The sequence below is a fragment of the Pandoraea pneumonica genome, from assembly GCF_902459645.1.
Lineage (GTDB): Bacteria > Pseudomonadota > Gammaproteobacteria > Burkholderiales > Burkholderiaceae > Pandoraea > Pandoraea pneumonica.
In genome coordinates this window covers 22591-45851 of sequence record NZ_CABPSK010000003.1, presented here as the reverse complement: position 1 = coordinate 45851, position 23261 = coordinate 22591, and the positions used below count along the sequence as shown (strand labels likewise).

The window sequence follows — 23261 nt, the reverse complement described above, 5'->3', positions numbered from 1 at the left end:
TCGGTGAGTCGATGGGCGGCGCGTCGCGCGCCGCCCGTTTTATCGATGGATGCCGCCGGATGCGCTACTGCGTGCTCACACTGGCGCGCAGCAATTCCCCAAATCGCGCCTCGCACCAGCGCATCACGTCGTTGGGTTCTCTCCCAAAACGCCACACCATGCGCACGGGCAATTGCGGCAATCCCAAGTCGTCGCAGCGCAATTCGTGCAGGTCTTCGTACTTCGCAATGTCGATGGGCAGCACGGCCCAGCCGAGCTTGTCGACGACCATGCTGGCGATCACGTACGAGCTATCGGCGCGCCAAATCGAGGGGCTGAGCTGCAAGGGCGTGAAGTCGTCCATCTGCAACAGAATTTGCCGGTATCTCGCCAGATCGCCACGCGTCACATGATCGCGAAAGGCGAGCGGATGGTCGCCCGCGACGAACACCCCTTGCACGGCTGACCCCACGTACTTGTGCCCAAGCGCGGAAGAAATCGCGCCACGGTCGACGTGAAAGCCGATATCGGCCCGTTGCTTCTCCACGTATTCCGCCACTTCGGTGGAGGTGCCGTTGAGCAGCGTGAGCTCCAGATAGGCGAACTGATGCGCGAGATCGCGGACGAGCTCGCTCACTGCCTGATAGGGCAACGCTTCGTCGATGGCGAGCGACAACTGCGGCTGCTCGCCATACGCCAGCGCATTAGCCCGGTGGTTCAAGCCCTCGGCCTGGCGCAACAACTCCTTGGCTTCGAGCAGCATGACGTCGCCCTGATCGGTCAGCCGGGCGTTGCGGCGGCTGCGATCGAACAGTTCGAACCCCAGATCGGCTTCCAGCAGCGCGATGGCGGTGCTGACGGCCGACTGGGCTTTGCCCAAACGACGCGCGGCAGCCGATATCGATCCCTCTTCGGCTGCCGCCACAAAATAGCGCAATTGTTCAATTGTCCAGTTCATCCATCCATTCTATAGATAGGTTCCAACTTTTTCTAACATCGATTTCACGTCAGAATCGCGGTTCTCCTAGTGAAACGCCAATTTGAAACGCCGAAACAGGCGAGGCGGCAGACGACCGGATCCCCGGTCCGGTGGTCTTCAGTTCAGACCTCTTCGCGCAACGCGCACCTGCCAACCACGGCGACCCATGAAGAGACGCAGATGCCCGGTTCCCCATCGCCGGCGCTGCTCCCGGGCCGGCACCGCGCTCCCAACGCGGTATCGGCACCCCCCCGACCGGATGTCGTAAGTCCAACGTTTTTACATGTCATCAAAAATCGAACACCGAGCCCGTTTCGGAATGCTAACGGGCGCCCTCGTGGGTCTACTCGCACTCGCAGCCTGTACCGACCGCGGCAAAGAAGATAAGGCCGACGCCACCCCGGAAGCCGTGGTGCGCACGGTCGAACGCCGTGCCGAACCGCTCACGACGCAACAGCCGGGACGCCTCGAGGCATTCCGCAGTGCCGACGTGCGCGCTCGCGCAGGCGGCGTCGTCATGGAGCGCCGCTATCAGGAAGGTCAGCAGGTTGCGCGCGGCGACGTGCTGTTCCGCATCGACCCGCAGCCGCTCTCGGCCGCGCTCGATGCCGCACGCGGCGCGCTTGCGAAGGCGCAGGCCGAACACGATTCCGCAAAAGACAAGATCGAGCGCTATCGTGGCCTGCTTGAAGAGCGTGCCATCAGCGCGCGCGAAGACGCCGAGTCGCGTGCCGCCGAAGCCCGTACCCGGGCCGACGTGCTCGCCGCGCGTGCGGAAGTGCGTCGCGCCGAACTCAACTTGGGTTACACGAACGTCGTCTCCCCGATTGCGGGGCGCGTGCGTCGTGCCGAAGTGACGGAGGGCGCGCTAGTCGGCCTCGATTCGCCCACGTTGCTCACACGGGTGGAGCAGATCGATCCGATCTACGTGAACTTCTCGCAACCCGCCGCCGAGGTATACGCCATGACGCGCGATTTGCGCGCCGGCAAGTTGCAAAACGGCAACGAGGCTGCCGCACCGAAGGTGCACGTGACGCTGCCCGATGGCCGCGAATATGACTTGCCGGGCAAGCTGCTCTTCACCGATCTGGCTGTCGATCCGGGCACGGACACCATCGCCATGCGCGCATTGCTGCCGAACCCGGACGGCGTGCTGCTGCCCGGCGCGTTCGTGCAAGTGCGCATGCAAGGCGCCGTCAATCCGAACATCGTGCGTGTGCCGCGCGAGTCGCTGCTTCGCACCGCTGACGGTGCCGTCGTACGCGTGGTCGATGCGCAGGGCAAGGTGCACGACACCAAAGTGCGCGCCGAAGCCATCGAAGGCCGCGAGTGGCTCGTGACCGATGGCCTCAAGGGCGGCGAGCAGGTGATCGTGCACAACGTGGCGCAGTTCGCCGACGGCATGCAAGTCAAAGTGAAGGCCGACGGCGCGCAAAAAGCCGCCGCCGCCTCTACACCCGCTAAAGCGGAGACGCATTAATCATGGCTCGTTTCTTTATCGATCGCCCGGTCTTTGCCTGGGTGATCGCCCTAATCATTACGCTGGTCGGGCTGTTGTCGATCCGTGCACTGCCGGTCGCGCAGTACCCGGATATCGCGCCGCCGATCGTCAGCATCTGGAGCAGCTATCCGGGTGCATCGGCCAAGGTCGTCGAAGACTCGGTGACTGCCGTGATCGAACGTCAGATGAACGGCGCGCCGGGCTTGATGTACATGAGTGCATCGAGCGGAAACGGCGAATCGTCGATTAGTTTGTCGTTCAAGCAAGGCACCAGTCTCGATCTGGCCGCCGTTGAAGTGCAGAACCGGTTGAAGACCATCGAGTCGCGTCTGCCGGAAGTCGTGCGCCGCTATGGCGTGAAGGTCGAGCGCGCAGCGGACAACGTGCAAATGGTGGTCACGCTCTCGTCGAGCAATCCGTCCGTCGACGAGTTCGACCTTGGGGAGATCGCCGCCTCGCAGGTCATGAACCAGCTCAAGCGCGTGCCCGGCGTCGGGCAGGTGCAGTTCTGGGGTACCGAGAAGGCCATTCGCATCTGGCCCGATCCGTCCAAACTGGTGGCGCTCGATCTGACGGCGTCCGACATCGTCTCGAAAGTGCGCGCCTACAACGCGCGCGTGACCATCGGCGATCTCGGCGCAGGCGCGACGCCTACGGCTGCACCGATCAACGCGAACGTGGTCTCCGACAGCGCGCTGTCCACGCCAGAGGAGTTTGCCAATATTCCGCTGCGCGTGCGGGCCGACGGCTCGGCCATCCGGCTGGGCGATGTCGCGCGTGTGGAATTGGGTGCGTCCGACTACAACTATTCGTCTCGCGTCGACGGCTTGCCGGCCACGGCAATGGGCATCAAGCTCGCCGCCGGGTCGAATGCCATCGAAGTGATGAAGGCCGTACGCGCGGTCATGGACGAGCAAGCGAGCCTGTTCCCGGCAGGCGTCTCGTACCAAATTCCGTATGAGACGGCGTCGTTCGTGAAGGTGTCGATCCAGAAGGTGTTCAAGACCTTGCTCGAAGCCGTCGTGCTCGTGTTTCTGGTGATGTACCTGTTCATGCAGAACTTGCGGGCCACGTTGATCCCGACGCTTGTTGTGCCGGTCGCATTGCTCGGCACGTGCGGGGTTCTGCTCGGTCTGGGCTACTCGATCAATACGCTCACGATGTTCGGCATGGTGCTCGCCATCGGTATTCTGGTTGACGACGCCATCGTCGTGGTCGAGAACACCGAGCGGATCATGGTCGAAGAGGGGCTGCCGCCTTATGCCGCGACGGTCAAAGCCATGCGGCAGATCAGCGGCGCCATCGTGGGCATTACGGTCGTGCTGGTGACGGTGTTCGTGCCGATGGCGTTCTTCTCTGGCGCCGTGGGCAACATCTATCGCCAGTTCGCGGTGACGCTCGCGGTGTCGATCAGCTTCTCGGCGTTCCTCGCACTGTCGTTGACCCCGGCGCTGTGCGCGACGTTGTTGCGCCCGATCTCGGCCGATCACCACGAGAAACGCGGTTTCTTCGGCTGGTTCAACCGTACGTTTGCACTGGGCACCGAGCGTTACACACGCACGGTCAGCAACACGTTGCGCCGTCCGTGGCGCGCCATCGTGGTCTACGGCATTGTGCTGATCGCCGTGCCGCTGGCCTTCATGCGACTGCCGTCGGCCTTTATTCCGGAGGAAGACACGGGCAGCTTCATGGTGATGGCATCCGAGCCGCAGGGGGCGACGCTGCCGGAAGCGATGACGGCACTCAAGCGCATCGAGAGCTATCTGATGAAGGACGAGCCGGTCAAACACGTCTTCGTGCTGGGCGGCTGGAACGAGTTCGGCGCAGGGCCGGGCGGCGGCATGTTGTTCGTCACGCTCAAAGACTGGCACGAGCGTACGTCGAAGCACGACGGCGTGAACGCCATCGTCGATCGCGTGAATGCCAAGTTCGGCGGCCAGCCCGATCGCATGGTGCTGGCGATGAACAGCCCGGCGCTGCCGGAACTGGGTTCGTCGAACGGCTTCAGCCTGCGCCTGCAAGACCGTGCCGGTGTCGGCAACGAAACGCTTATCGCCGCACGTGACCAACTGCTCAAGCAAGCAGTGGAAGACCCGGTGCTCAAGAACGTGATCTTCGCCGGTCAGGGCGATGTGCCCCAGATCGACGTCACGCTCGACCGTCGCAAGATGGAAGCGCTGAAAGTGAGCATGGACGAAGTGAACACCACGCTCGCTACGATGTTCGGCTCGGACTACGTGGGCGACTTCATGCTCGGTGCAGAGAACCGCCGCGTGATCGTGCAAGCCGATGGCCGTCAGCGCGTGTCGCCGGAGAACGTCGGCAATCTGCGCGTGCGCAATGCCAACGGCGAGATGGTGCCACTCTCGGCGTTCGTCTCGCTCAAGTGGAAACTCGGTGCACCGCAGTTCAAGCGTTACAACGGCTATCCGTCGTTCACGATTCAGGGCGAGTCGGCGCCGGGCAAGAGCAGCGGCGAAGCGATGGCGCGCATGGAGCAGTTGATGGCCGACTTGCCAAAGGGCATCGGTCACGAGTGGAGCGGTCAGTCGCGGGAAGAGCGTATTTCCGGGGCGCAGGCGCCGATGTTGTTCGCGTTGTCGGTGTTGGTGGTGTTTCTCGCGCTCGCTGCGCTCTATGAAAGCTGGGCCATTCCGGCGGCCGTCATCATGGTGGTGCCGCTGGGGGTGATCGGAGCGCTGGGCGCGGTGAGTCTGCTCGGTATGCCCAACGACATCTACTTCAAGGTCGGCCTGATCGCGACCATCGGTCTGTCGGCGAAGAACGCGATTCTGATCGTGGAAGTCGCCAACGACTTGGTCAAGCACGGCATGGGCTGGGTCGAAGCTGCAATCGAAGCGGCACGTCTGCGCCTGCGACCGATTGTGATGACCTCGCTGGCCTTCGGCTTCGGCGTGATCCCGCTGGCTATCGCGACGGGCCCGGCCTCTGGCGCACAACGTGCTATCGGCGTGGCGGTGCTGGGAGGGATCATGTCGGCCACCGTGCTGGCGATCTTCCTCGTGCCGTTGTTTTTCCTGTGGGTGGGCCGTTTTGTGCGCCGCCCGGATTCGAATCAGGCGGATGCCTCGCGTGACATCACGTCGGCCGCCGAGGGGAATGTATGACGAAGTTTCGACCCCGTACTGACGGGATGACCATGAACCGCACCGGCATGCTGGCATCGCTCGCGCTGTTTGCGATGCTGGCCGGTTGCACGTTAGCACCGACGTATGAGCGTCCGGCAGCACCGATGCCGACGACTTTCGAGGCCGCGCCGGAGGGTGCTGGCGCGGCGTCACCAGCGCTCAGTTCGCTAACAGCGCTCACGCCTGCGCCGAGCGCCGACGCCGATTGGGCGGAAGTGTTCACCGATCCGGGCCTGCAAGGGCTGATTCGCAAGGCGCTCGCGCAGAATCGCGACCTACGCCTGGCTTCGCTACGCGTGCAGGAAGCGCGTGCGCTATACGGCATTGAAGCGGCCAACTTGCTGCCAAGCGTGCAAGCGGGCGGCACGTTCGGGCGTCAGCGTTATGCGGGCACACCAGACGGCAACGGCGGCACGACGGGCAACTATGTCGCCAACGATCTGCGCGCGACGCTCGGCGTGAGCGCGTTCGAACTCGACTTCTTCGGGCGCGTGCGCAGTCTGAAGGACGCCGCGCTCAACGAGTACCTCGCCAGCGAGGAAGCCCAGCGCGCGGCGCAGGTCAGTCTGGTCGCTGAAGTCGCCACGTCGTACATCGGCCTGGTGGCATTGAGCGAGCAGATCAACTACGCCCGCGAAGTGTTGGCGGCGCGCGAGGAAGGGATTCGCGTGATTCGTCTGCGGGCCGAGCGCGGGCTGGTCGATGATCTCGACCTGAACACCGAAACGACGCAAGTCGAAGTGGCGCGCGCGGCGTTGGCCGAGCGTGAGCGTCAGCGCAGTCAGGTCGTGCATGCCTTGCAGGTGCTCACGGGCGATGTCGGCACGCGGCCGGTGTCTGCTGCCACGCTCGACGATGCCTTCGTAGTGCCGGTGGCTGCCGGGCTGCCGTCGTCGCTGCTGATGCGCCGCCCCGACATTCGCCGTGCGGAAGCGCAATTGCGCGCCACCAACGCCAATATCGGCGCAGCGCGTGCGGCGTTCTTCCCGTCGATCAAGCTCACCACGGACATTGGCACTGCCAGCACGCGCTTTGCCGATCTGTTTGGGGCAGGCTCGGGTGTCTGGTCGTTCGTGCCGCAAATCACCGTGCCGATCTTCGATGGCGGCCGCAATATCCAAGGCCTGAATCTTGCGGAAGTGCGCAAGGAAATGGCAGTGGTGACGTACGAGCAAACCATCCAGACGGCCTTCGCCGAAGTCGACGATGCGCTGGCGGCACAGTCGCAACTGGCGCGTCAGTTTCAGGCGCAAAAGCGGGTCTCGGACGGCGAGCGTGAGCGTCTGCGGCTCGCCAAGCGCCGCTATGTGAACGGCGTGGCGAGCTATCTCGAATTGCTCGACGCGCAGCGCAGTGAGTTTCAGGCGGCGCAACAGTTGATCGACGTGAAGCAGCGCGTGCTGGTCAATCACGTGGCGCTGTATCGTGCGCTGGGTGGCGGCTGGGAGCCTGAGCGGTCCGCATCCTGATCGATGGCGAGTAAGCCGTTAAAGAAAAACCCCGCCGGTTCGACAGACCCGGCGGGGTTTTTCACATCTGGCGGGCAGCAAACGCGACGCTGCCGCGCCGCGCATCAGAACGCGAAGCGCCCTTCAGCAGCGATCTTGGCGAGCGGCTCGCGCGGGCTCGGCACTTCGCGCGAACGCAGGCCTTCGGGCAGCGTAGCGGGGTCGCCCGGGCGGCCGATGGCGATGGCCGCTTCGATGGTGTACTTCGACGACAGATCGAGTTCATTGCGAATCTTGTCGTGTTCGATGCCAGCCATCGCGTGCGTGGCCCAGCCCGAGAGCGAGGCTTGCAGTGCGAGGTAGCCCCACGCGGCGCCCGTGTCGAGGGCGTGCGTCGGTGCGGGCACTTCTTGCTGCGAGCCCGGCGGCGTCAGCGTCGACTTCGAGATCACGATGACGATGGCGGCGGCGTGCTTTGCCCAGCTTTGGTTGAATTCGTTGAGGAAGCCGACGAATTGCTCCCAGTGCGGCGTGCCACGGCGGGCGTACACAAAGCGCCACGGTTGCGCGTTGTAGGCCGAGGGGGCCCAACGGGCGGCTTCGAAGAACGTGTTCAGAGTGGCTTCGGGCAGCGTTTCGTCGGTGAACGCACGCGGCGACCAGCGGGCCACGAATTGCGGATCGATCGGATGGTCGGCTTGGCGGGGTGTCGTATCGGTCATACGGAGAGTCTCGTAGGCGAATTTAGCAAAAGGGGTGATGCAGGGTGAAGACGGACCAACGGGCCGCAAGCATACCAAGCGCGCGCCCCGATCCCAACCAATATCGCGGCACGTGCATATATCATGACGCTCCATGAACACTCTCAAGAACATGCGGATCTTCGTGCGCGTGGCCGATGCGGCGAGTTTTGCCGGTGCGGCGCGTGCGCTCGACATGACCACGGCACAGGCGTCGAAGGCCGTCTCGGAGCTTGAAGCGCACCTGCGCACACGTCTGCTGCATCGCACGACACGCAAGCTGGCGCTGACCGACGCCGGTCATCGCTATCTGGCGCGCTGTCGCGACATCATCGCGATGGTCGACGTCTCCGAGGCGGAAGCCGGTGCCGCGACGGCCGCGCCAAGTGGCACGTTGCGCCTTCACGCCCCGGCGAGCTTCGGACAAGTGTTTGTCATTCCCGCGCTGGCGCGTTTTCTTGAGCAGTATCCGGAGGTGCAGGCCGACCTGCTGTTGTCCTCCCGCGTGCCCGACTTGCTCGAAGAGAATATCGACGTGTCGCTGCGCCTCGCGACCGCCCAGCTACCCGACTCCGGTCTCGTGTCCACACGCATTTGCCGCATGGCGTCGGTGCTGTGCGCGGCACCGCTATACCTTGAAATGCACGGCGCGCCTGGCTCGCTGGAGGACCTGGCGCAGCACACGCAAGTGAGGCTCGTGGCGCCGCATTATTCGGTCGATCACTGGCATTTCGAGGGGCCGGATGGCCGGGTGAAGATTCCCGTGCCCGCGGGCCGCCTGCGTGTGAACACGGCGGATTCGCTCGCGGCGGCGCTCATTAGCGGATGCGGCGTGGGGCCGGTGCCGCTGCTCTCGGCACTGCCCGCGCTGCGCAGCGGCGCGTTGGTACGCGTGCTGCCCGACTATGAATTGCAGGGCACGTACGTGTATGCCGTCTACGCGTCGCGCTTGTATCTCGACGCGAAGGTCAAGTCGTGGATCGAGTTTCTGCGGGCGTTTGTGGAACAGGCGCTTGCCGCGCCAGACGCAGCAGCGCTAGCGCCGCACACGCGATAAGCAGGCCGATGGCGAGCGACACCCAGAGAATCGCGAGGTCGCCCCATTGCTCCCGCGCCAGCGCGTAGCCCCATGGCGCGATGGCCGCGAGGGCGAACGCTGGGGTGAGCAGCGTACCTAACGCGCGGGCGTAGGCCCCGTGGGCGAAGAGTTCGAGCGGCAAGCTGGCGCGCAGCAGCGTCGCCAGCCCATTGAGCGCGCCATACAAAAAGATGAAGACAGCCGCCGCCGCGAGCGACGACATCCCCGCTAGCCCCAGCGCAAAGCACAGCGGCAGACCACAGCCGACCACGACGTTGAGCTTCACCGCACTTGCCTGCCGCGGTTGCAGCCACTCCAGCATGCGGGCACACACCTGACCCACTCCCCATAGCGCCGCAAGCCCGACCGGCAGCCCGTGGGCGCCGAGTAGCGAGGTCAAATGCGCGGCCAGCCCCGACGACAGAATGGAAACTAACGCCATCACGCTGCCGTAAAGCAGGGCGGGACGCCACGGCAATGCGGTGGCCGCCAAGGGACGCTCGCCTGCTGTGACTACTCGCGGGGGCGTGGGCGGCAGGCTGCGCAGCAATGCCCACGCGATCAGCCCGATGCCGCCGAAAACGCACACGCCGATGCGCCAGCCCCAGGTATCGCCCAGCCAGTTCCCTAACGGCCAGAAAACGGTGGTGGCGAAGCCGCCCATCAAGGTGATTTGTGTCATCGGGCGGCGGGCTGCCGCGCCGTAAAGCGCGGCGAGCGTGGCGAAGGCCGCGTCGTAGAGCGACAGCCGCATGCCGACGCCAAGCAAACACCAAGCAGCGAAAAACTGCACGAGCGTCGTGCTGCTGGCCAGCACTGCGCAACCCGCCGAACAGATGAGGGTGCCCGCACACATCACACGCCGCCCGCCGAAGCGTTCTAGCCAACGGCCCGAGTACGGCGAGACGGCGGCCATCACGAGCATGGCGAGCGACGGCCCGGCGAACACGACCGTCTGTGCCCAGCCGGTCGCGCGCACGATGCGCCACGCGAACGCGCCGGGCAGATAAAAGCTCACGCCCCAGTTAATGAGTTGCGCAAGGCCTAGCGTGACGACGGTGGGCATGGTGATGTCGGGAGCATGCCCGTATCCGTACGGGCGGCGAGGAATGAAAGGATGGAAGGCGCAGAGTTGCCATAGTGCGCGCAGGCCATCTCTTGGTAAAGTCTTGGCATCTTATTCGATCCATAAGGGAAACTTTGAGATGCGACGCCTCAATCTGGATCAACTGCATACCTTTGCCGAGGTGATCGACGCGGGAAGCTTCTCTGCCGCCGCCGATCGCCTCGATCTGTCGCAACCCGCCGTGAGCCTTCAGGTGCGGCAGTTGGAACAGCGCCTGAATGTGCGTCTGATCGAGCGGGTGGGCAAGCGGCTCAAGCCTTCGTCCGCAGGTCTGACGTTGCTCGAACACGCGCATCGTATCGATGCGGCCGTCGAAGAGGCCTTGCAGGCATTGTCCACACATGCGCAAGGCATTGCGGGAGAAGTCGCGATCGGCACGGGGGCGACGGCCTGCATTCACTTATTGCCGCCGATGCTGCGCGCCATGCGCAAGCGCCATCCGGCGCTCGACATTCGCGTGAGTACCGGCAACACCGACGACGTGGTGGCGGCGGTGACGGAAAACCGTCTCGACGTGGGGCTCGTCACGTTGCCTGCCGCCGGGCGCAGCCTGCATATCACGCCGGTGCTGCGCGACGAATTCGTGGCCATTGCCCCGTTGAGCGAGCAAGACTGGCCGGAAGAAATTACGCCGCATGCGCTCGCCGCCGCCCCCATGGTGGCTTTCGAGGCGGGCAGCAGCACGCGCCTGTTGATCGATGAGTGGTTTTTGCAAGCGGGCTTGCGCATTCGTCCGGTGATGGCTTTGGGGAGTATCGAAGCCATCAAAGAGATGGTGTCCGCCGGACTGGGTTACAGCATCGTGCCTCGCATGGCGGTGAGCGCTGCGCACCATCGGCGAGGGCTGCGCATTGCCGCGTTGACGCCGGATCTTGCGCGCACGCTGGCGATCGTGGTTCGACAAGATAAACCGCTCGCCCCGGGGTTGCGGCGAGTGTTGCAAGCGCTCGAAGGTCTGGGCAGCGCGACATGATGTCGCATGTTAATAATTGGCAGTCCACGTCAACAAGGCGTGTTGTTTTACTGCTCAAAATAAACTATCCGCAAAATGCGAAGCTCGGACTACAATGCGCGAACATCGGCATCTAACAAGAACGTGCAATTCGAAATGCATCACAATCTTTACCGGTATGAGGGGCTCCTTAGCGCCCGCTCGGTCGAGGCGCTTGACGCGGAATTTCAGCAACTGACGCACGCACTGGGTTATCGCTCGCTGTTTTATGCACCGTTGCTGCCGCGCCGCGAGCGTGAGGCCGCAGCCTTCCAATCGGGCGACGAGCGCATTAGCGCCGAGGGCATGCCGAGCCGCCACATCTTCACGACATTTCCCGGCGCGTGGATCGAGCGATATCAGGTCGCAGGGTATGCGGAAGTCGACCCGGTGCTCGTCGCTGCGAACCTGTCGCCGCTGCCGATTCTCTGGCGCTCGTTTCTCACACAGAAACGGCCGCATCCGATTTTCGCGGATGCGCGCGAGCATGGGCTGGGTTGTGGCGTGAGCATTCCGCTCTATGGGGCGGCGGGCGAGCGCGCCATCTTCACCGCAGCGACACCGCAATCGCCTGACGAGTGCGCCGAACACGAAGCACGCATGGTTGGCGAGATTTACCTGAGTGCGCTGTATTTCCACCAGGCGGTGCAGCAACTCGACATGCAATGGGTGGCGAGCCGCAGTGCGGGAAAACTGAGTCCACGCGAAATTGAAAGCTTGCTGTGGGCCGCGCGCGGAAAAACGGCATGGGAGATCGGTTTAATTCTGAAGATCTCCGAGCACACGGTGACGTTTCACATCAATAACGCCAAGCGCAAGCTCGGCGCCGTCAATCGGCATCAGGCCATTGCTGCGGCAATTAGCAGCGGCTTGATCGCGCCCTGATTCGCCTAAAAACCGCCCCTTCCAATTCCGTCTGACGAGATAGCTCGATCTTCGAGAGATCGATGCTGTCTCGTTGTCCGGTATCTGCAATTTGGGCGCCATTTCAGCGCCATTTAGTTCCCAATTCCACGCGATTTAACAGCTTTTGCGAAACAGTGTGTTGTCGCATTCGGGCTGGCTCATTGCTAGGGGAAAACTATAATTTACTCAGGACGAAAGCTGATTGATATGCGGTTTTCGGTTCCTGAGCGACAAATTAACGATAAAAGGAGTTTTCCATGAAAAAGAACCTGTTGACTGCCGTCGCGCTCGTTGGCTTTGCCATGGCTGCCGGCTCGGCATTCGCCGACCAGACACAAACCGGTGGTGTGACGCGTGCGCATGTGCGCGCTGAACTGCAAGCGGCTCGTGAACTCGGTCTTTCGCCGGTGACGGAATTCAACTTCCCGTACACCTACGAACAGTCGATTCAATTGCAAAAACGTACGGCCGAAATTGAAGCAGCGCAGCAAGGTGTCGCAACGCAACCGATGACCAACTAAGCTAGTGCACGTTGTCAGTTTGATCTGTTGTCACAGCAGCACCTGATTCGCCGACGGCCCGCCTGACCTTGTTGGTCCCGCCCGCGCCGCGCGAATCGCCCCGACGCCGTACCGCGTCACTTACCACAGCCCCGCCCGAGGATTCGTTCCCGACGGGGCTTGTGTGTTTCTGGGGCTTCCTCCCTCTCCCATTGCCACGATAGGGACAAAACAAAAAGCGGATGCGTCTTTCGACGTCATCCGCTTATTGGTCTGTTGAACCTCGCCACTGGCGCCGCGTGGGCGCCATATCCTTAGTTCGTTTTCACTTCCGTGGCGACTGCGACGCCTTTCGCCGTCTCCGGCTTCGCATGGGATTCAGCGAGCGCGGTGGCGTCGTGTGCGGCGCTCGACTGCCAGCCGCCGCCAAGCGCGAGGAACAGATTGATCTGATCCATCGCCACCTGCGTTTGCGAGGCGGCCAGTGCCGCTTCCGTGTTGGCGTGGGTGCGATCAGCGTCGAGACTCGTGAGGTACGGCGCGCGTCCGGCCTGATACAACTGGCGGTTCTGATCGGCGGCTTGCCGCGACTTGTCGCGTGCGTCGCGCAATGCGTCGTCGCGCTCAAGTTCGTGGGTGTACGCCGAGAGTGAAGTCTGCGTTTCCTGCAAGGCTTTGAGCACCACGCCGTCGAAGTGAGCCAGTGCCGCATCGGCGCCCGCTTCCATGCCCTTGATGTGCGCGCGCACGCCGTTGGTCGGCAACGACCAGGTGATCATCGGGCCGACGCTCCACTGCTCCGTGCGGCCTTGTCCGAAGTGTTCGAGCATGCCGCTCGCGCCCACCGATGCGCCGATGCGAATCGACGGATACAAATCTGCCGTCGCCACACCGATCTTTGCGGTGGCCGACGCCAGCTCGCGCTCGGCTTGGCGCACATCGGGGCGGCGCTTGAGCAGCGCCGTGCCGTCACCGACCGGCAACGCTTGCTTGAGTTGCGGAATCTGACGGCACTCGGTCACGCTCGCGTCGAGCGAGCCCGGCACCTTGCCAAGCATGACGGCAAGCCTGTACGTGGCCGCTTCGTGCTCCGCCTTGAAGTGGGGCAGGGCTGCGCGCAGCGTGTCGGCTTGCGCCTGTGCGCGCAGCAAGTCGGTCGGCTGATCGCGGCCAACGTCGACCAGCTTGCGCGTGATCGCGACGCTCTTTTCCTGCAACTTCAGTTGATCGTTGGCGATGTCGTATTCGTGATTGGCCGCGCAGCTTTGCACATAAGCGCGCACCGTCTCGGCGGCCACGCTCACGCGGGCCACGTCGAGCGCGGCATGGCTGGCTTCTGCTGCGGCGAGCGCGGCTTCGTCTGCACGGGCGAGCTTGCCGAAGAAGTCGATCTGATACGAGATCGACAGCGCGGCTGCCGCCAGATTGATCACCGGCAGCTTCTCTTCCTGAAGGAAACTCTCGCCCGAGAGTTGTGCGCGTGCCGCATTGGCTTCCACGCCGCCTTGCGGCAGGTTTTCCGATTCGACTTCGTGATACATGGCAATGGCGCGCTGCACATTAGCCACGGCGACGCGCACATTGGTATTGGCGGCGAGCGCCTGCTTGACGAGCGCGTCGAGCTTGGCGTCGTCATAGAGTTGCCACCAGTCGTCGGGCACCTCGCCGATCGACACGGCGCGTTGATTCGCCGTGGCAATCGGGCCGTTGGCTTGCGCCGAGCGCATCACCGAATTCTCCGGCAGATGGTAGTCGGGCCCGACGGTCGTACATCCGGCGACGAGTGCGGCGGCCGCGGCCACTGCACTCATCAACAAAAATCTCGTTTTCACTGCTGCGCTCCCTGAAGGGAACCGGTCGTGCGCGCTGCGGCGACTTGCGTTTGCGCAGCGTCGTTGGCGGCTGCGGCAGCCTTCGACGGATTGCCTTCCTTAGACTTGCCGCCCCGATCTTCCACGACGGTCACCGTCGCGGTGCGGCCGGCGACGAGACGCATATCCTTGGGCACATCGTCGAGCGCAATGCGCACCGGAATGCGCTGGGCAAGACGCACCCAGTTGAACGTCGGGTTGACGTTCGGCAGCATCGACGCGCCGCTGGTGCGGTCGCGATCTTCGATACCGGCAACGATGCTCTGCACATGACCGTGCAACACGTGGCGCTCGCCCATGAGGCGCACTTCGACCTTGTCGCCGATGTGAATGCCGCGCATCTTCGTTTCTTCGAAATAGCCTTCCACGTGCAGCGAATTGGCATCGACCATCGAGAGCACCGGGCGGCCCGTGCTCACGTAGTCGCCAACACGCGGCAGGCGGTCGTTCAGGTAGCCGTCGGCGGGGGCCAGCACGCGGGTGCGTTCCAGATTGAGCTTGGCGAGTTGCACGGCGGCAGTGGCCTGCGCCAGTGCGGCCTCGCCCGACTCGACCTTGGCCTGACCGGCTTCGACCACTTCCTTCGCGACCACTTCGGTCAGTTGATGATTGCGGGCGTTCTCGCGGCGCGACTGGGCCAGCGTGGCGCGCAGTGCGGCGGCATTCGCTTCGGCTTGTTGCAGCGCCAGCGTGTAGCGGTCGCGGTCGATCACGAAGAGCAGGTCGCCACGATGTACGGGCTGGTTGTCTTTGACTTCCACGTCGGTAATGAGGCCGGAGACGTCGGGGGCCACCTGCACGATGTCGGCGCGAATGCGGCCATCACGTGTCCACGGGGCGACGGTGTAGTAGTCCCACAAATGCAGGAGCACGAAGACCGCAACGACGGAGACGCCAAGCGTCAGAACGACGGGGCCAAGAGAGCGAAGTTTCAGTTTCATGATTGACAGGCGCGCGCGATAGCGACAATGCCGCCCAGCGCAATGATGTACACAGCAAGGTTGAATAACGAACGGTGCCAGACGAGCTTGTAAAAGCCGATGCGCGCAAGCAAGAAGCGCAGCGCACCTGTCAGCACGAAGGCCACGATCATCAGGGCCAGCAGCATCGGCACAAAAACGCCGTAGATGTCGATCTCTCCGCTCATTGGGCACTCTCAGGTCGTGTGGTCGGGAACAGCGCGACGTGGATGTCCATGAGCGAGGCGCGCGCACTACGCGCCGCCTGATCGCTATGGGCCACCAACGAGCGCACAGCGCCCAGCAGTTTGTCGTGCAGCGTGATGTCGGGCTCGCTCACCTGTTCGTCGAGTCGCGACTGATAAAAGCGCGCCACGTCGGTGAGCACGGCCTGTACGGCATCGCGCTGCGAGGAATTCAAATGCGGCAGCTCGCGCTGCAACGCCAGCGCCGAGAGTTCGACGCGCACTTCGGTGAAGCCGTCGCTCGACGTTTCGCTTTCGCTGGCCGCCAGTCGCGGCACCAACTGGCCGAGCCGGTCGAGCAGGCGGGCGCGCAGACGGCCGTGTTCGGCAACCGAGCGGCCGACCGCATTCTTCGCGATGTCGCGCCAGCTCGAATGAATGAGCCGCCGCATCGCGACGCGCGTGCCGAAGGGCCGCGTCTGCAAGGTCCAGAGCAGCGCGAACAACACGCCAGCGAGGCCCGCAATGTTGCTGTTGAAAAACGCCGAGAAGTCGGCGCTGTAACCGCCTTGAATCCCGACAAAGCTCGCCGTATTCACCGCAACGAGCATGGCCACCATGGTGAAGCGCGGCTGCGGGATGAACGTGCCGAGCAACAAATACGGCACCGCAAACATCGCGACGAGCAGACCGAAGTCGTGGGCGTTCGTCAGGATGAAGAACACGTACACGGCGGCAAACACCACGCACACGGCCGTCGCCCAGAAGAATGAGCGGATAAACGGCGCGGGTTCGTCCATGGCCGCGAAGAAACAGCAGGCCACGGCGCCGAGCGAGACGCCAGCGGCGCCATCGTTCCAGCCGGTGTAGATCCACGCCATGCCCATCAGGAACGTACACAGCGCTGCAGAGATCGTCGAGAACAGCAGCAGCCCGTGGTCGTAGTGACGCGCGCCGCCCAGTTCCCAATACGGGAAAGCGGGCGTCCATTCGGGCGCATCGTCCGACTGACCGAAGCGGCGTTGCAGCGCGACGCAGTCTTGCCAGAGTTGCACCAGCGAGCGCAGGCGGTCTTCAGTGGCGGAGACGAGCGCGCTATACCAATCGGATGCTTCACCAGCCGGTTGGACCGGCTGCGACGGCATGAGCAAATGCGCCGGGGCGGGCGACGGCGCGCCTTGGCGCAGCCATGCGACCACGTCGGCCATCTTCGCTTCGAGCGCCTCGGGGGCACCCTGCGGGTGCTGGCGAAGCGTTTGCACGAGCGATGCAACCGTTGAAAGCACCGGCATCATCATCGTCATGCGCCCGCGCAGTTCTTGCGCGTCGCGCACACGGGCGGAGGTGTCCGCATCGTACGAAAGCTGGCTGATCAACTGGTCGAGCGCCAGAATGTCGGCCGCCATTCGGTGACGGCTCATGTGGCGTGAGGCCTTGCCGTCGGGGTCTGCCGAGAGCATGTCCATGGTCCAGCGCGCGGCGTCGACGAGCCAGCGGCCCGAGCGGTCGTGCAAGACTTTCGCCACGCTCGTGGGCAAGACGACCGCGCCGACGACGCTTGCGCACACGATGCCCAGAATGATCTCTTCCGATCGGGCGATGGCGATGTCGAAGATGCCGTCGGGCGTGCCGACCGCAGGCAGGGCAATCAGCGGCAGCGTGTACGACGCCAGCAGAAACACATAGCTGCGCGGCGAACGATGCAGCAACGAGATATAGAGCAGCGTGCCGGTCCACAGGCCGACGGCGGCCATCAGCAATTCAGGTGTGTTGACGAGCGCGGGGACGAAAACGATCGACGCTGCGGCGCCCAGCAACGTGCCGAGCACCCGGTACAACGCTTTGGAGCGGGTCGCGCCCGTGAGCGGATGCGACACGATGTACACCGTGGCCATCGCCCAGTAGGGGCGCGGCAAACCGAGCGCGAGGGCAATGTAGAGCGCCAGCATCGAGGCGAGAAACGCCTTGATGGAGAAAATCCAGTCGCGTGAGGATGGCCAATTGAGCACGGTTTACTTCTTTGGGGGCTCCATCGCGAGAATGGTCGCGTCGGGACCGGTCGCGCTGGAGAGAATTTCGAACACGCGCAGCACCGCTTCGAAATCTTCGCGCGGCACGTTCGCAAACACCTTCGCGCGCAACTGACTGAGTTCGATTTCGAGCTTTTCGGCGAGCGCTTCGCCGGCCTCCGTCAGCCGCAGCGCGTTGGCGCGCCGGTCGCTGGCATCGACTTCGCGCAGCACGAGCCCGGCCGCGCACAACTGATCGAGCAGCCGTACCAGCGAGGCGCCTTCGAGCCCGACATATTCGGCAAGCTCGACCTGACGCACACCCTGGCCAAGACGGCGGATGAACAGCAGCGGCCCGGCGCTGGCGGCAGAAATGCCGTACTCGACGATTGCGCTTTGCGATAACTGGCGCCACTGCTTACCGGCCAGCAACAAGTGGCTGGTGAAAGCGAAGCGGAGCGATTCTAGGGAGGTCATGGAGAAAGATTATATGTTAACTAATAATTAGGATGCTAGTTAATACGGTATTGCTCCAGACGAAGGAATGCCCGTAAACCCTTGCTGGTATTGGCTTTTCAGCCGATGACGGTGCGCAAGAATCAGCCCCGCAGCGCGTATATTTCGCGCCGCCGGGCTGTTTTATTTTTGAGCGCCGGTCATTTCGCCGTCGTCGCTCGTCCCATTTTCTGAGCCCGCCGCGCCGTCGATCTGCTTCATGTTGTCGAGCAGTTTGAGCAGGTAGTGCAGCGTGTGGGTGATGTCGCCGGTCGAGAATTCGTCGAGCGCTTGCCCGTAATAGTCGTGAATACGCGGCACCGCTTCACGGTGCCATACCGCGTGTCCGTGCTCGGTCATGGTGACGAGGCGCGAGCGGCGATCGCGCCCATCCGGTGCGCTGGCGACGTGGCCGTCGCGTTCCATCCGGCTGATCAGCCCCGACAGATTCTGTCGACTCACCATCAGATAGCGCGCCAAATCGCCCACGCTCATACCGTCTGGCACTTCCGGGCGAGAGAGCGCGCCGAGGACGGCCCATTGCTGGGTCGTCAGGCCGAGATCTTCCACGGCCCGCGTACCGGTTTTATGCAACATGTTGGCACATTGATAGAGCCGGAAGAACAGCCGGTTGGCTAGCTCCATGCGCGTGATATCCAAATTATTCTTAGGGTTATCCATATCAAAGACTCCGCAGCCGAGCGCTTGCGTATCGCGAAAGTGATGTCTAGTATACGTCAATATGTTGACGTAATTTGATGGGCGGGCGAGATACCTGCGAGGTCAGCAAGGATACCGTGCCCGCCAGCAACTCTGGAGACGAGATATGCAGCGCTTCGAAGGCAAGACCGTCATTGTGACGGGCGGTGGGGGCGGTATCGGTGGCGCAACGTCGCGCCGGTTGGCGCGTGAGGGGGCGGCGGTGGCCGTGTTCGACCGCGATCTGACGGCCGCCGAGCGCGTGGCGGGCGAGATAGTGGAAGCGGGCGGCCGGGCGCAGGCGTTTGCCTGCGACATCACCGTGCGCGAACAAGTCGATGCCGCCGTCGCGGCGGCGGTGCAGGCTCTTGGCCCGATTGACGTGTTGGTCAACAACGCCGGGTGGGACATCTTCAAGCCGTTTACCAAGACGGTGCCGCAAGAGTGGGAGCGTCTGATCGCCATCAATTTGGTGGGCGCGCTGCATATGCATCACGCGGTATTGCCCGGGATGATCGCCCGGCGCAGCGGACGCATCGTCAATATCGCTTCCGACGCGGCACGGGTCGGTTCATCGGGAGAAGCGGTGTATGCGGCCTGCAAGGGCGGCATCGTGGCTTTCTCGAAAACGCTCGCCCGCGAGCATGCGCGTCACGGCATCACGGTCAATGTGGTGTGCCCGGGGCCGACCGACACGGCGCTCTTCGCCGATTACAAGGAAGGCGCAGGCAACCCCGAGAAGCTGGTCGAAGCCTTCACCAAAGCGATTCCCCTTGGCCGTATCGGCCAGCCGGACGATCTGCCGGGCGCCATCGCCTTCTTTGCCAGCGACGACGCGGCGTTTGTCACCGGTCAGGTGCTGAGCGTCTCCGGCGGCTTGACGATGAACGGCTGATTCCGCTCATTCCCCCATTCCCCAGTCACTGATATCTGCCGTGGGCCATCCGCCCCGGTTTGGAGACAGACGATGAACTACGAAGACATTCGCTACGAAGTGCGCAACGGCGCGGCATGGATCACGATCAACCGTCCCGACAAGATGAATGCGTTTCGCGGGCGGACCTGCGATGAACTGATTCACGCGATCAACAAAGCGGGCTACGACCGCGAGATCGGCAGCATCGTGTTGGCGGGGGCGGGCGAGAAGGCGTTTTGCACGGGCGGCGATCAGTCGGCGCACGAGGGGCAGTACGACGGACGCGGCACCATCGGCCTGCCGATGGAAGAACTGCATAACGCGATTCGCGACGTACCGAAGCCGGTCATTGCCCGCGTGCAGGGCTATGCCATTGGCGGCGGCAATGTGATCTGCACACTGTGCGACTTCACCATCGCTTCGGAGAAGGCGGTGTTTGGGCAAGTCGGCCCCAAAGTCGGCTCGGTCGATCCGGGCTTCGGCACGGCGTTCCTCGCCCGCGTGGTCGGGGAGAAGAAGGCGCGCGAAATTTGGTATTTGTGCCGTCGTTATACCGCCGCCGAAGCGCTCGAGATGGGACTCGTCAACACGGTGGTGCCGCACGAGCAACTCGACGCCGAAGTGCAGAAGTGGTGCGACGAAATCATGGAGCGCAGCCCCACGGCCATCGCCATCGCGAAGCGCTCTTTCAATATGGATACGGCACAGCAGGCGGGCATCGCCGGCATGGGGATGTACGCGCTCAAGCTCTATTACGAGACGGAAGAGTCGCGAGAAGGCGTGCGCGCGTTTCAAGAGAAGCGCAAACCCGACTTCCGCAAATACGCCAAGTAAGTCCCGTCATCGAAGCGAGGAGCAGGGCTATGCACAATCCGTATCTCGACGACGACCTCGTCGCGTTGGCCGAACACACCCAGCGCTTTGCGCAGGAACGCATTGCGCCCGGCTTTCTCGAACGCGACAAAACCCGTGTGCTCGACCGCGCGCTGATGCGCGAGATGGGGGCGTTGGGCCTGATCGCGCCGGAATTGCCGGAAATTTATGGCGGGCAAGGGATGGGACGGCTCGCCGCCGGGGTGATTCACGAAGCGATTGCGCGCGCCGATCTGAGCATGTCGTACGTCAATTTGCTCGCGTCGCTCAACGGGCAAATTCTGGCCGATCACGGCAAGCCTGAGATCGTCACGCCGTGGCTGACCAAACTCACGCAAGGCGAGACGTTGCTCGCGATAGCGCTCACGGAACCGCGTGGCGGCTCCGACGCCGCAAGCCTGCGCATGCGCGCCGATTTCAACGGCACGCACTATGTGCTCAACGGCGAGAAGACGTCGATCTCCGCCGCCGATCAAGCGGATGCCGCCGTGGTCTTTGCCCGCACCGGTGAAATATCGGCGGGGGCGCGCGGCGTCTCGGCGTTTCTCGTGCCGCTCGATCTGCCGGGCATCACGCGGCAGCGCTTCGATTGCCATGGCCAGCGCGCGATTGGGCGCGGCTCGCTTTTCTTCGAGAACGTGAAGGTCGACGCCGATCACGTGCTTGGCGCGCCCGGCGAGGGCTTCGTCCAAGTGATGCAGGGCTTCGACTTCTCTCGCGCGCTCATCGGATTGCAAGTGTTGGCCGTGGCCCGCGCGTCGCTCGACGAGACGTGGGATTACGTCGCACAGCGCGAAGCGTTCGGCAAACCGCTTTCGGCGTTTCAGGGCGTATCGCATCCGCTCGCGGACTTCGACACGCAGGTGGAGGCCGCGCGTCTGCTCTGCCTGCAAACGCTTTGGCTCAAGGATCGCGGGTTGCCGCACAGCGCAGAAGCCGCCATGTGCAAGTGGTGGGGGCCGAAGTTGGCTTACGACGCCATCCACCAATGCCTGCTGATGTTCGGGCACGGCGGTTACGACCGGGGGCCAATGGAGCAGCGTCTGCGCGATGTGTTGGGCTTCCAGATTGGCGACGGGACTGCGCAAATCATGAAAACGATCATCGCGCGTGCCCGCGCCGGACGCGAGGCGGTGCCGATCTAAGCCGTACCCCGCAGCATCATTGCGCATCATCGATAACGAGAACGACAGACCGACAGGAGACGAAGCGATGGAATTCGATGCGGTGTTGTTACCCCCTCGGCGCGAGCACAGCGTGGCGCGCGGCTGGTGGCCGGAGCGCACGATCAACGATGCCCTCGACGCGGCGCTTGTGGCGTTTCCCGACAAGGTGGCGCTCACGGCGGTGTCCTCCGCTACCGGCGAGACCACGCAACTCACTTACGCCGCACTGGCCGATGCCGCCGAGCGTCTTGCCCTCGGCCTGCTTCGACGAGGCGTCGGGCGCGGCGATGTGGTGGCTTGCCAACTGCCGAACGGCTGGGTGTTTGCGGTGGCGTATCTCGCCTGCGCCCGGCTTGGTGCGGTACTCAACCCGCTGATGCACATCTTCCGCGAGCGCGAGCTATCGTTCATGCTGCGGCACGGCGAAGCGAAGGTGTTTATCGTGCCGCAGCAATTCCGTGGCTTCGATCACGCGACGATGGCGCGTGCCTTGCAGCGCGACTTGCCGTCGCTCGCGCATGTCGTTGTCGTTGGCGAAACCGAAGGCGACGACAGTTTCGACGCGCTGATGATGTCGGGCGAACCTGCGGCAAACGCCACTGAGCGCGCCGCCCTGCAAGCCGCTCGGGCGCGGCCCGACGACGTCATGCAGTTGATGTACACGTCGGGCACCACGGGCGAGCCCAAGGGCGTGATGCACAGTGCGAACACCACGTTCTCGAATATCGTCGCCTATGCCGATCGCATGCGGCTCGGGCGCGACGACGTCATTCTGATGGGCTCGCCGCTGGCCCATCAAACCGGCTTCATGTACGGGCTGATGATGCCGGTCTTGCTCGGTGCGAGCGCCGTCATGCTCGATGTCTGGGACCCGAACCATGCCGTGCGGCTGATCCGTGAATACGGGGTGACGTTCACCATGGCGTCCACGCCGTTTCTGGCCGATCTGACGAAAGCCGTCGCGGCGAGCGGCGAGCCGGTGCCGAGCCTGCGCGCGTTTCTGTGCGCGGGCGCGCCGATTCCGGGGCCAGTGGTGGAGCAGGCGCGCAAGGTGCTGGGCGCGAAGATCGTTTCCGCATGGGGCATGACGGAGAACGGCGCGGTCACGCTCACGCGGCTCGACGATGACGATACCCGTGCGTCGACCACCGACGGATGCCCGCTGCCCGGCGTCGAACTTCGTGTGGTCGATGCGCAAGATCAAGACGTTCCCGCGGGCGAAACCGGGCGTTTGCTCGTGCGCTCGTGTTCGAATTTCGGCGGGTATCTGAAGCGCGCGCAGTGGAACGGCACCGATGCGCAAGGCTGGTTCGACACGGGCGATCTCGCCTATCTCGATGCAACGGGCTACGTGCGTATCGCCGGGCGCAGCAAGGACGTGATCATTCGCGGCGGCGAGAACATTCCGGTGGTCGAAATCGAAGCGTTGCTGTATCGGCATCCGGCTGTGGCGACGGTGGCGATCGTGGCGTACCCGGACGAGCGATTGGGCGAGCGCGCATGTGCGATGGTCGTGCCGCGCGCGGGGCAGGCCATCGATTTGACAGACCTCACGGCATTTCTCGCGTCGCATAAAGTGGCACGGCAGTACTGGCCCGAGCGGCTGGAAGTGCGTGATGCGCTGCCGACCACGCCCACGGGTAAGATACAGAAATTCAAATTGCGCGAGATGCTGCAAGCGGGCACCTGAC

20 protein-coding genes are annotated in these 23261 nt (G+C 63.6%); 11 read left to right on the top strand and 9 right to left on the bottom strand.

Annotated elements, in window-relative coordinates; genetic code table 11:
* Positions 1–64: 64 nt before the first annotated feature.
* Positions 65–937, bottom strand: a complete 873-nt coding sequence (locus PPN31114_RS15720; protein ID WP_174988134.1) for a LysR family transcriptional regulator — start codon at positions 935–937, stop codon at positions 65–67.
* Positions 938–1241: 304 nt separating this feature from the next.
* Here PPN31114_RS15720 and PPN31114_RS15715 point away from each other — a divergent pair, with 304 nt between their 5' ends.
* The 3 genes from PPN31114_RS15715 to PPN31114_RS15705 are packed head-to-tail and all read left to right on the top strand — an operon-like array spanning position 1242 to position 7077.
* Entirely contained in the window at positions 1242–2438 is a 1197-nt protein-coding gene (locus tag PPN31114_RS15715) for an efflux RND transporter periplasmic adaptor subunit (RefSeq protein WP_150680485.1), read from the top strand.
* Between the two features lie 2 nt (positions 2439–2440).
* The gene (locus PPN31114_RS15710) at positions 2441–5587 is read left to right on the top strand and encodes a multidrug efflux RND transporter permease subunit (protein WP_150680484.1); all 3147 of its coding nucleotides are present in this window, start codon (positions 2441–2443) and stop codon (positions 5585–5587) included.
* Positions 5588–5619: 32 nt separating this feature from the next.
* Entirely contained in the window at positions 5620–7077 is a 1458-nt protein-coding gene (locus PPN31114_RS15705) for an efflux transporter outer membrane subunit (RefSeq protein WP_246182589.1), read from the top strand.
* A 104-nt stretch (positions 7078–7181) separates the two neighbouring features.
* Here PPN31114_RS15705 and PPN31114_RS15700 read toward each other — a convergent pair whose 3' ends face one another.
* Entirely contained in the window at positions 7182–7778 is a 597-nt protein-coding gene (locus PPN31114_RS15700; RefSeq protein ID WP_150680482.1) for a nitroreductase family protein, read from the bottom strand.
* 133 nt (positions 7779–7911) lie between these two features.
* Here PPN31114_RS15700 and PPN31114_RS15695 point away from each other — a divergent pair, with 133 nt between their 5' ends.
* Entirely contained in the window at positions 7912–8853 is a 942-nt protein-coding gene (locus PPN31114_RS15695; protein ID WP_150680481.1) for a LysR family transcriptional regulator, read from the top strand.
* On the opposite strand, the gene PPN31114_RS15690 is transcribed toward PPN31114_RS15695, so the two are convergent.
* Entirely contained in the window at positions 8765–9940 is a 1176-nt protein-coding gene (locus PPN31114_RS15690) for an MFS transporter (protein ID WP_150680480.1), read from the bottom strand. The genes PPN31114_RS15695 and PPN31114_RS15690 overlap by 89 nt on opposite strands.
* A 139-nt stretch (positions 9941–10079) precedes the next feature.
* Between PPN31114_RS15690 and PPN31114_RS15685 the strand changes: the two genes are divergently transcribed.
* The 3 genes from PPN31114_RS15685 to PPN31114_RS15675 all read left to right on the top strand — a co-directional run bounded on the left by PPN31114_RS15685 (position 10080) and on the right by PPN31114_RS15675 (position 12418).
* The gene (locus PPN31114_RS15685; RefSeq protein WP_150680479.1) at positions 10080–10973 is read left to right on the top strand and encodes a LysR family transcriptional regulator; all 894 of its coding nucleotides are present in this window, start codon (positions 10080–10082) and stop codon (positions 10971–10973) included.
* A 135-nt stretch (positions 10974–11108) separates the two neighbouring features.
* Complete coding sequence (locus PPN31114_RS15680; protein WP_174988131.1) at positions 11109–11876, top strand: autoinducer binding domain-containing protein; 768 nt, start codon at positions 11109–11111, stop codon at positions 11874–11876.
* Positions 11877–12154: 278 nt separating this feature from the next.
* On the top strand, positions 12155–12418 hold the full coding sequence (locus tag PPN31114_RS15675; RefSeq protein ID WP_058375676.1) for a DUF4148 domain-containing protein: 264 nt from the start codon (positions 12155–12157) through the stop codon (positions 12416–12418).
* A 293-nt stretch (positions 12419–12711) separates the two neighbouring features.
* Here the strand turns inward: PPN31114_RS15675 and PPN31114_RS15670 are convergent, their stop codons facing one another.
* The 6 genes from PPN31114_RS15670 to PPN31114_RS15645 form a co-directional block, all read right to left on the bottom strand.
* Positions 12712–14208, bottom strand: a complete 1497-nt coding sequence (locus tag PPN31114_RS15670; RefSeq protein WP_150680477.1) for an efflux transporter outer membrane subunit — start codon at positions 14206–14208, stop codon at positions 12712–12714.
* A 17-nt stretch (positions 14209–14225) separates the two neighbouring features.
* A complete protein-coding gene (locus PPN31114_RS15665; RefSeq protein ID WP_150680476.1) occupies positions 14226–15209 on the bottom strand; it encodes an efflux RND transporter periplasmic adaptor subunit in 984 nt (327 codons plus the stop codon).
* Entirely contained in the window at positions 15206–15415 is a 210-nt protein-coding gene (locus PPN31114_RS15660; protein ID WP_150680475.1) for a DUF1656 domain-containing protein, read from the bottom strand. Before PPN31114_RS15660 ends, PPN31114_RS15665 begins: the two co-directional genes overlap by 4 nt.
* Complete coding sequence (locus PPN31114_RS15655) at positions 15412–17421, bottom strand: FUSC family protein (RefSeq protein ID WP_150680474.1); 2010 nt, start codon at positions 17419–17421, stop codon at positions 15412–15414. Before PPN31114_RS15655 ends, PPN31114_RS15660 begins: the two co-directional genes overlap by 4 nt.
* Before the next feature lie 3 nt (positions 17422–17424).
* Complete coding sequence (locus PPN31114_RS15650) at positions 17425–17898, bottom strand: MarR family winged helix-turn-helix transcriptional regulator (RefSeq protein WP_150680473.1); 474 nt, start codon at positions 17896–17898, stop codon at positions 17425–17427.
* A 162-nt stretch (positions 17899–18060) separates the two neighbouring features.
* On the bottom strand, positions 18061–18597 hold the full coding sequence (locus tag PPN31114_RS15645; RefSeq protein ID WP_246182588.1) for a MarR family winged helix-turn-helix transcriptional regulator: 537 nt from the start codon (positions 18595–18597) through the stop codon (positions 18061–18063).
* Between the two features lie 145 nt (positions 18598–18742).
* Here PPN31114_RS15645 and badH point away from each other — a divergent pair, with 145 nt between their 5' ends.
* From badH to aliA, 4 genes are all read left to right on the top strand, one after another.
* Complete coding sequence (gene badH / locus PPN31114_RS15640) at positions 18743–19510, top strand: 2-hydroxycyclohexanecarboxyl-CoA dehydrogenase (protein WP_150680472.1); 768 nt, start codon at positions 18743–18745, stop codon at positions 19508–19510.
* A 72-nt stretch (positions 19511–19582) separates the two neighbouring features.
* Positions 19583–20365, top strand: coding sequence for a 2-ketocyclohexanecarboxyl-CoA hydrolase (gene badI, locus PPN31114_RS15635; RefSeq protein ID WP_150680471.1), 783 nt, complete (start codon positions 19583–19585; stop codon positions 20363–20365).
* Positions 20366–20394: 29 nt separating this feature from the next.
* Positions 20395–21549: a cyclohexanecarboxyl-CoA dehydrogenase gene (aliB, locus tag PPN31114_RS15630; RefSeq protein ID WP_150680470.1), complete on the top strand. Its 1155-nt coding sequence runs from the start codon at positions 20395–20397 to the stop codon at positions 21547–21549.
* Between the two features lie 67 nt (positions 21550–21616).
* Positions 21617–23260 carry a cyclohexanecarboxylate-CoA ligase gene (aliA, locus tag PPN31114_RS15625; protein WP_150680469.1) on the top strand — a complete coding sequence of 548 codons (1644 nt, stop codon included), beginning with the start codon at positions 21617–21619 and terminating at the stop codon, positions 23258–23260.
* Position 23261: the final 1 nt, after the last annotated feature.